The organism is Pseudomonadota bacterium (assembly GCA_030860485.1).
Classification (GTDB): Bacteria; Pseudomonadota; Gammaproteobacteria; order JACCXJ01; family JACCXJ01; genus JACCXJ01.
Genome location: JALZID010000288.1, coordinates 1 through 7,299, shown reverse-complemented (window position 1 = coordinate 7,299; position 7,299 = coordinate 1). Strand labels below are relative to the sequence as shown.

The window sequence follows — 7,299 nt, the reverse complement described above, 5'->3', positions numbered from 1 at the left end:
GATGATCCCCTCAAAAAGGCCGATCTAGATCCCTGATGCTGCTCCAAAATCGGCCTGGATAGTGAAATCCCTTGTAACATGCCGCGGCAGTATAGGCTTTCATCACAATTTTTAGAGGCTCCCTTATAGACGTTCCCGCGGTTGCTGTAGGCGGGCGCGAAATTCGGTTCGAGCCCGACGGCGCGGTCGTAGGCCGCCAAAGCCTCTTCGAGGCGTCCGAAGGCTTTGTATGCTACGCCTTGATTAACGTACTCGGCCGCGGTCAAATCCCCACTTCGGGCGGACGTGGCGACAGGTTCGGGGAGCTGCCTACCCACCTCCACCATCTCGCCCGCCGCGAGTTCACGCGAGCTGACGCCGGCGGAACGTTCGGTGGACAGCGCGGCGAAACTGTCCGGCACGCCAGCCCCCGCGAGCAACACCTGCCGCGTCCGCTCAACGTGCTGAGCGGCTTCCGGATCGCCCAGCTTTGCGGCCTCCTCAAAGTAAGGCAGAGCTTCGTGCGGTGCGCCGAGAAAGCTCAGCAGCGCGCCCATCTTCATGTACGCCTGCACCGTCGCGGGCTTGAGCTCTATGGTGCGAGCGAAGTCCGCCCTCGCCTCGTCGTACCGTTTGAAGCGGGCGTATAGAGCGCCGCGATCCAGGTGCGCAGTAAAATCTGTAGGGTCGAGCTCGAGAGCGTAGTTGAAATCAGTGAGGGCTTCCTCGTAGCGCCCGATGGCGAAGTTAGCTTCAGCGCGAGCGGTGTGGGCGTGGGCGAACCTGGGGTTTAGCTCAATGGTGCGGCTGAAGTCGCCCCTGGCCGTTTCGTGCTCAGCCAGCGTGGCGCGAGTGAGTCCGCGCCTGTAATACGCCAGGTAATCGTTCGGGTCGAAATAGGTGGCCTTGTTGAAGTCGGACAGAGCTTCCTTGTATCTACCGAGGATGAAATTTTTCCCGCCGCGGTCGAGGTAGACAGGCGACAGGATAGGGTCAATTTTCAGCGCGCGGTCGTAGTCGGCTATCGCCTCCTCATAGCGTTCCAGGCCGCCATAGGCGTTGCCGCGCCCGGCATAGGCGACGGCCAATTTGGGGTCGAGTTCTATCGCCCGTGTGAAATCCGCTATGGCCTCTTCGTAGAGTCCGAGCATGCCACGGGTGCGGCCTCGGTTGTAATAGGCTTCGGTGTAGGAGTCATCCACCTGTATCGCGCGCGTGTAGTCGGCGAGGGCTTCTTCGCGGCGGTTCAGGGCGTCGTAGGTCGTGCCGCGGTTGGTGTAGACATGCGGGAAGGCCGGGTCCAGTTGGATGGCGCGAGCGAAGTCGGCGAGGGCCTCGTCGTAGCGGCGGAGCATGTTGTAGGCGCTGCCGCGGTTCGAGTAGACGTCGGCGTCGTCGGACGCGAGCCGGGCCGCGGTGTTGAAGTCGGCCAGCGCCTCTTCGTGCCGGCCCAGCCTTTCGTAGGTGTTGCCGCGGTTCATGTGCTCGGCGGCCGTGAACTCGTCGTCGAGGGTGAACTCGCGCGGCGGCTCTGAGAACTCCCGTCGGTATATGTCTGAGAGCTCGCCGGACATTTCTTCGGCGGTCACAAACCTCTCCCCCCTATCCTTAGCCAGACACCTCTCCAGCGTCCTGGTGAGCGCTTCGGGGACGTTCCCGCCGCCCGGCAACTTCGGGACGGTGGCCTCAGAGTGCAGGCGACGCAGCTCATTGATGGTGCTGGCGGCGAAAGGCAGGCTCCCCGCCAGCATTTGATACAGGATGCAGCCGATGGCGTAGATGTCCGCGCGTACGTCCAGCGGCTCGCCACGCCATTGCTCCGGAGCCATGTAGAACATCGGCCCCGGCGGTGCGGAAGGTTGAGGCTGCGCCCCCGTCTCGCTTACGCTCTCACCGGAGGCCACCGCGGCGCGGAACACCTTCGCCAGCCCGAAGTCGGTAATCTTGGCGACACGCAGGTCCGTGATCAGGATGTTTTCCGGCTTCAAGTCTCGGTGCACGAGCCCTGGCTTTTTTTGCGCGGCGCGGCTCAGCCCCCGGCAGATGTCGAGAGCGAAATCCAGCGCGCGACGCGGAGGCAACGCTCCCTGCCTCAACCAGCTGCGCAGGTCTGTCCCGAGCTTCCTGTCACCGGCGACCCATTCCATGAAGATGAAGGGCAGGCTGTCTACGATGTTGAGATGTAAGCAGCGGACGATGTTCAGGTGCTTTCCCAACGCCACCCAGACCTCCACTTCCGTGTCGAGGCTTTCGCGCAGACTCGGCTTATCAATGTAAGAACGCTGAAACGTCTTGAGGGCCACAGGAACGTTTAGTTCAAGATCGAGGCAGAGATAAACTTCGCCCATGCTCCCTTGCAGCGCGCCCTGATGAATCAGGTAGCGCCCGCCGATCCTGGCTCCTGCTTGATAGTGAGGCTTTGATTTCGAGGGCATTGGCCGGCCCTTCCGCGTAAGGATGATTCCGCTCAGAGATCAGAGCTCAATCGTGTACCGCGGCTGAGGGTCGCGGTTCTTACCCGGGGTCCACCGCGCATCCGCTCTCCACGCGCCGCCGAGTTCTTCCCGCCGCCTGGTCTCCACCGTCAGCTTTTGGCCCTCCACCCTGAGCAGGTTGTACTGCAAAGGGTGGCCCGGCGTCCACTCTTTGACGGGGGCGCCGAACGTTCCTGCCGTGATTGTATCTATGCCGCGCCCGTCGCTGGAAAAATCGATTCGGAAACGCCCGTTGTCCGCTTTGTGAATGTGGCCGTGCAGGGCGATGCGAAAGTCGTTGACCGCCAGGCGCTCCATGAAGCCGTGGTCTTTAATCCGGTCTTCGAACGCGCTAGTGAGTGGGTGGTGCCAGACTGCGATCCTGAGGCAACCTTCGTACGCCTGCGCCGACTCGTTGATGCTGATGAGGGCGTTGGAAAGCGCGACGGAGTAGATGTCGGCGCGGGTCTTGTAGTGGTGATCCAGCTTCCACGCCGAGTTAAGGCCGAGGATCAACAGCTTCTGGGCCGGAAGATGGGCTATGCTGAATTGCTTGCCGTACTCCAGGGGGTAGCTCTCCCCTTTGACGGCCTTATAAAAGTTACTAAAATTAACGAAGCGCTCCTCGTACTGCTCGTCGTCGCGCAGCTCGACGACCCCATCGCGGTCTATATAACTGTCCCTGGGCGTGTCGGGGCTGAGTTCTTCCCGGCGCATTAACTTGTAGGCGGCGCGGGAGGCCGTCCAACTTAGATCGTGGTTGCCGGGGGCGATGACGATTTGCTCCGCCTCCAGATTGAAGCTCTTACTCAGTAATTCCATGAAGCGCCGAGCCGCCTGGTATTCTGCCTCGGTACAAAGTTGGCGATGTCGCCGGAGACGACGAGCGCATTGAGGCGCTCGCAGCCGAGTTCGCGGCGCAAATCGTCGTCCAGCTGGCTAAACCAGTTGACGGCGTTTTCTTCGGTGCCGAAGTGCAGGTCAGAAAGGTGGAGAATGGACAGCGACGAAGCGGAGGGGACGACTTCTGGCTGCGGTGTGGCCCTTTCCTCTTGCTCCCAGCCTACCTCGACGACCGCCCGGCTTCCGTCGATCCCACCCGGCTCTACCTCCCACTTCCCCTTCAGGGCCGGTGACTCCAACTCATAAAGCATTTTCACCAGTTCGTCCAAGGCGGCCGTGTAGTCCACGCCTATATGAATGTGATGTTGCAGGGGCAGAATAGTGAGAGGCGCCGCGGAGTCCTGATACATCAAACTGAATACCTTCTTGCCCATTGACTGCGCCGTATTAAGCTCCCAAAGCACGTGTTCGGATGCGGTGGCTTGCGGCGACATCACCAGCACGAAGGCGTTCGTTCCTTTTATGGCCGCGGCGAGTTGTCTGCGCCAGTCTTCTCCGGCTTTCAGCCGCTGGTCGAGCCACACCCTGACCCGCCTGCGCCGCAGGTCGTTCGCCAGTTGAGAAACGAAATTTCTATCCCCGTGCGCGTAAGAGATGAAGACCGTCGGTAATGGTGGAAGGGAACCGAGGCCGCCGGCCCTGATAGCCGGGCCCATCGTGTTCGCCATTAAACTGAGCAGGTCTCTATCCTCGTCCCTGAAATCCGCTTCCGACGAGGTCGTGTCCAGATGAATGACGCCCACGAACAACCCGTTGCTTAACATCGGGGCATATAACGCGGCTGCCGTGTCCAAGAGGCTCGGGGCCACGGGCGCGTCATTATCCAACTCGAGCTGACGGCTTCCACATCAGCGCCCGGCCCGTCGTGATCGCCCGCCGCGCCAGCGTAAAGCTGAACTGGGCGGACAGCGGCGGCCAGTTGACGCGCGGCACCAGTTCGCCATCCTCGATCAGGACAATCGTGCGCCTGCTGGCATTTGGAAAGGCACGGCCCAGTTCTTCAAGAAATCTCTCCAGCATAGCCTGCTGGTACTGCGAGGTGGCCGCGATTTCTGTCACCCTCGCCAACACTTCCAGGCGCTTATCCTCTGACACAGACGGTGGAGGAAGGACTTCATCGACCGTCAGACTTTCAACTACCCCCGGCCCCGGCGCCACATCAGATGCCGAGAAATCGATTCGGAGGACGGTATCGCCTATCTTCATCTGGTCCCCGGGCGATAGTTCGGCTTGCCCTGTTACTCTTTTATCGTTAAGAAGAGTTCCGTACCTGCTGCCTAGATCCTCAGCCCACCAGTACCCAGACTGTAGAATAAATGCGCATGCAGGCGTGACACGTTCGGGTCGGGCGAGAGATCAAGTTGAACCGGCTCATACACAGGCCGCCCGATTACGACCTCGTCGCCCGTCGTGTGGAAAGTGTGCTCCGCGCCGGTTAGATAGCTGTAGAAGATTGTGAGGCTCATCCTGATCTGCTCCTTTCTTTGCGTGGCCTCAGAACCCACCTGCCGTAATACCGGCGAGTCCCCCCTCAACCCTGATATTGACAACGTGCGTCTGAGGTGGACCTTTAAGAGTCAGGCCGTCGATCTCGTATATGATTTTCCTATCAATTAGCCGTGCAAGAGGTTTCGCCTCTTGTTTGGTGTTGTGGCCGTGGACGGCGCGTCCGGGCACGGAGCTCGATGGCTACGAGGGCCTGGGCGACGCCCGTCAGTCCGAAATCGCGGAGCCGCCGAAGCGTCAGGGACACGACGCTGTCCAGGCGCACCAACTCGCCCGGCGTGATCGACGCCCGGGTCGCCACCGGCAGGAAGACCTCGGGGACTGTGGTCGCCGCGGCGCCTCGAGGCCCAGGAGGACGGTGGGCGAGCGCCTCGGGCGGCGGGGCCGAGCGAGGAGATCCAGAAGAGGCATTCCAAGCGAGCCGCTTTGTCGCATAGCGCCTCAAGTAGTGGACCGGGGAGCGAAGCTCGTGCGGGGCGCCGCAAGCCGCTCTGCCAGCTCGTGACGCTCGTTGAGATCATTGATCAAGTCCACGTCTCCCGGAACGAAGAGCGAGCGGCCATTATCAGAAACGGCCTTGCCCTTTGCAACAAAGCCCAGGCCGGGCGGCGCTTTGTCACCCGATCCATGACACTGCCGATTGTCGCCCGGTAGCCCCCTAGCTCGTACCGAGCGCCTACCCGAGCGCGCCCAGAGCAGGGCCTCCCCGGCGACCTTATTGGCGTTGCGTGATCCCGTAGCCGGCGTGCCCCTTCCGACCGTGACGGCCCGCCTACCCTTGAGATACTGGGACATACCATCTCGAAATTAGATGTCAAGGCAGAGAAACGTAGTTGACTCTACGTAAGATTTTATGTCATCCACAATGCTGTGGAATCTGTCCTCGGCCCTGTCGGTGCCAAACGCCGGACGTGCACTCCTGGTCCCGCGGGACAATGCCGCGGAGGCGGTCCTGGTCGATCGCGGTAGGGAGCGCTACACGCCCTACGGGGTGGTGGTCATCCGGTCTGCGGCCACCAAGAGCCGAGTCGCCCGACGCCTCGACGCAGCAGGGCCTTGCGGGCGTACGCGCAGGCAGATGTCGTCTTGCAAAGAAGCAATGTATTACATGAAGGACGTAGACCTGTACAGATTAGATAATGATAAAGATGGGATCCCGTGTGAGAAGCTGTGTAGATAAAGCAGCGAGGAGCAACCGGGACGAAGCCGCTGCTACGCGTGCCCGGCGAGCTGAAAAACGACATCGACGTTTGACCGAAGCTTACGGACGACAACGGGAGCGAGCATGCCTGCAGCGGCTTTCTGGACCGGGCGGCCCTCCGCGTCCAGCCGAACACCTGCTGCAGGTCTGCGCCCATGTGCAGGGCCAGACGCTCATGCAGCCCCGCGCCTCCGCGCCCGCGGCCCGCCCCACCGACGGACAGCACGTGGAGCTGGCAGACATCAAGTCCCAGGACCCGCGCTCGAGACGTCGCGGGCGGGTGGCCACAACCTCTTCATGTTATGAGCACTCGTACGCATCATAGCCGGGAATTATAAACGCTTTAATTTTATCTTTTCAATAGCTTATACCAACGACTGGCCAGGGACAGCGACCGCGAAGTCGAGAAGCCTCGATAGCCGTGCGCCCCCCGAAACGCCGGTACTGGCGCGGGTTCGGGCATTTCCCTAAAGAGCCGCACCTGGCGCCTCGTCCTGTCCACGCGATGCAGGCAAGCCCGGTGCCGATGCTATAATCCGTCGCACCCAGGTGCTCTCGAACCTAGCCAAGAGCTTTGGTGGTGCCATCCGGGTGAGATCTAAACAAGCACACGCGAAGATCTCATCGCTCACAAGCTCCGACGCGGTGGACTCCTCGTAGCGTTCGTGAGACTCACAGAGGCTTAGGATAACCTTGTTGCCTCCGCAACTGTCGGTGAGCAATCCAACGACCGCTCATGGGTGAAGTACCAGCGTTAATTGAACACCCAAGTACCAGCGTTAGTTGAACACTCGGAGTGTGGATTAGGGTAGTGCATCATTCTTTCTGTAATGTCGTTGTTGAGCCTGTGGAGCTTGTGGGCGAGAGGCCCGAGAGTGTGGGCGGCCTGTGGGCAACACGGATGTTGTCCATAGGCCGTCCACACGGCCCGAAGGGCTCCGGAATGTGTCAACAACTTCGGGCCGATACCCTTGACCATCCCCGATCCGAGGTACTTCTCAATGCCCTCGACGGTACTCGGCGGGACCACCCGCAACTCATGTGCCCTGAATTGCAAGCCGTGGTTTCGGTCGTTCGTCCACTCCCCCTGGCACTCGACAAACTCCCCGGGACTTACCGCCGCCGCGGTACCGACGACTGCCACCAACTCCCGATGCCCTCGTGCCTTGACCCGTAAGACACAGAAGCCCGTCTCCTCGCTGTGAAACGTGACCCGCTCCACCGATCCCGAGAGCC

Annotated in this window: 6 protein-coding genes and 1 pseudogene; 1 reads left to right on the top strand and 6 read right to left on the bottom strand. The window is 61.0% G+C overall.

Going from position 1 to position 7,299, the window contains the following annotated elements:
- The 5 genes from M3461_17865 to M3461_17845 form a co-directional block, all read right to left on the bottom strand.
- A partial coding sequence (locus M3461_17865; protein ID MDQ3776079.1) for a tetratricopeptide repeat protein occupies nucleotides 1-2,327 on the bottom strand: 2,327 nt, incomplete at its 3' end.
- A 126-nt stretch (nucleotides 2,328-2,453) separates the two neighbouring features.
- Nucleotides 2,454-3,275, bottom strand: coding sequence for a metallophosphoesterase (locus M3461_17860; GenBank protein MDQ3776078.1), 822 nt, complete (start codon nucleotides 3,273-3,275; stop codon nucleotides 2,454-2,456).
- Entirely contained in the window at nucleotides 3,263-4,099 is an 837-nt protein-coding gene (locus tag M3461_17855; GenBank protein ID MDQ3776077.1) for a TIR domain-containing protein, read from the bottom strand. Before M3461_17855 ends, M3461_17860 begins: the two co-directional genes overlap by 13 nt.
- 76 nt (nucleotides 4,100-4,175) lie before the next feature.
- Complete coding sequence (locus tag M3461_17850; GenBank protein ID MDQ3776076.1) at nucleotides 4,176-4,562, bottom strand: hypothetical protein; 387 nt, start codon at nucleotides 4,560-4,562, stop codon at nucleotides 4,176-4,178.
- Nucleotides 4,563-5,303: 741 nt separating this feature from the next.
- Nucleotides 5,304-5,657, bottom strand: a complete 354-nt coding sequence (locus M3461_17845; protein MDQ3776075.1) for a hypothetical protein — start codon at nucleotides 5,655-5,657, stop codon at nucleotides 5,304-5,306.
- Nucleotides 5,658-5,970: 313 nt separating this feature from the next.
- On the opposite strand from M3461_17845, the gene M3461_17840 reads away from it, so the two are divergent.
- Nucleotides 5,971-6,042 carry an excalibur calcium-binding domain-containing protein gene (locus tag M3461_17840; protein ID MDQ3776074.1) on the top strand — a complete coding sequence of 24 codons (72 nt, stop codon included), beginning with the start codon at nucleotides 5,971-5,973 and terminating at the stop codon, nucleotides 6,040-6,042.
- A gap of 979 nt (nucleotides 6,043-7,021) precedes the next feature.
- Here M3461_17840 and M3461_17835 read toward each other — a convergent pair.
- A pseudogene (locus M3461_17835) lies at nucleotides 7,022-7,299 on the bottom strand (ATP-dependent RecD-like DNA helicase).

What these genes read in the sequence shown, in the direction of transcription:
- M3461_17845 (MDQ3776075.1), bottom strand. Translation starts at nt 5,657, where the DNA reads ATGTCCCAGTATCTCAAGGGTAGGCGGGCCGTCACGGTCGGAAGGGGC.
- M3461_17850 (MDQ3776076.1), bottom strand. Translation starts at nt 4,562, where the DNA reads ATGAAGATAGGCGATACCGTCCTCCGAATCGATTTCTCGGCATCTGAT.
- M3461_17860 (MDQ3776078.1), bottom strand. Translation starts at nt 3,275, where the DNA reads ATGGAATTACTGAGTAAGAGCTTCAATCTGGAGGCGGAGCAAATCGTC.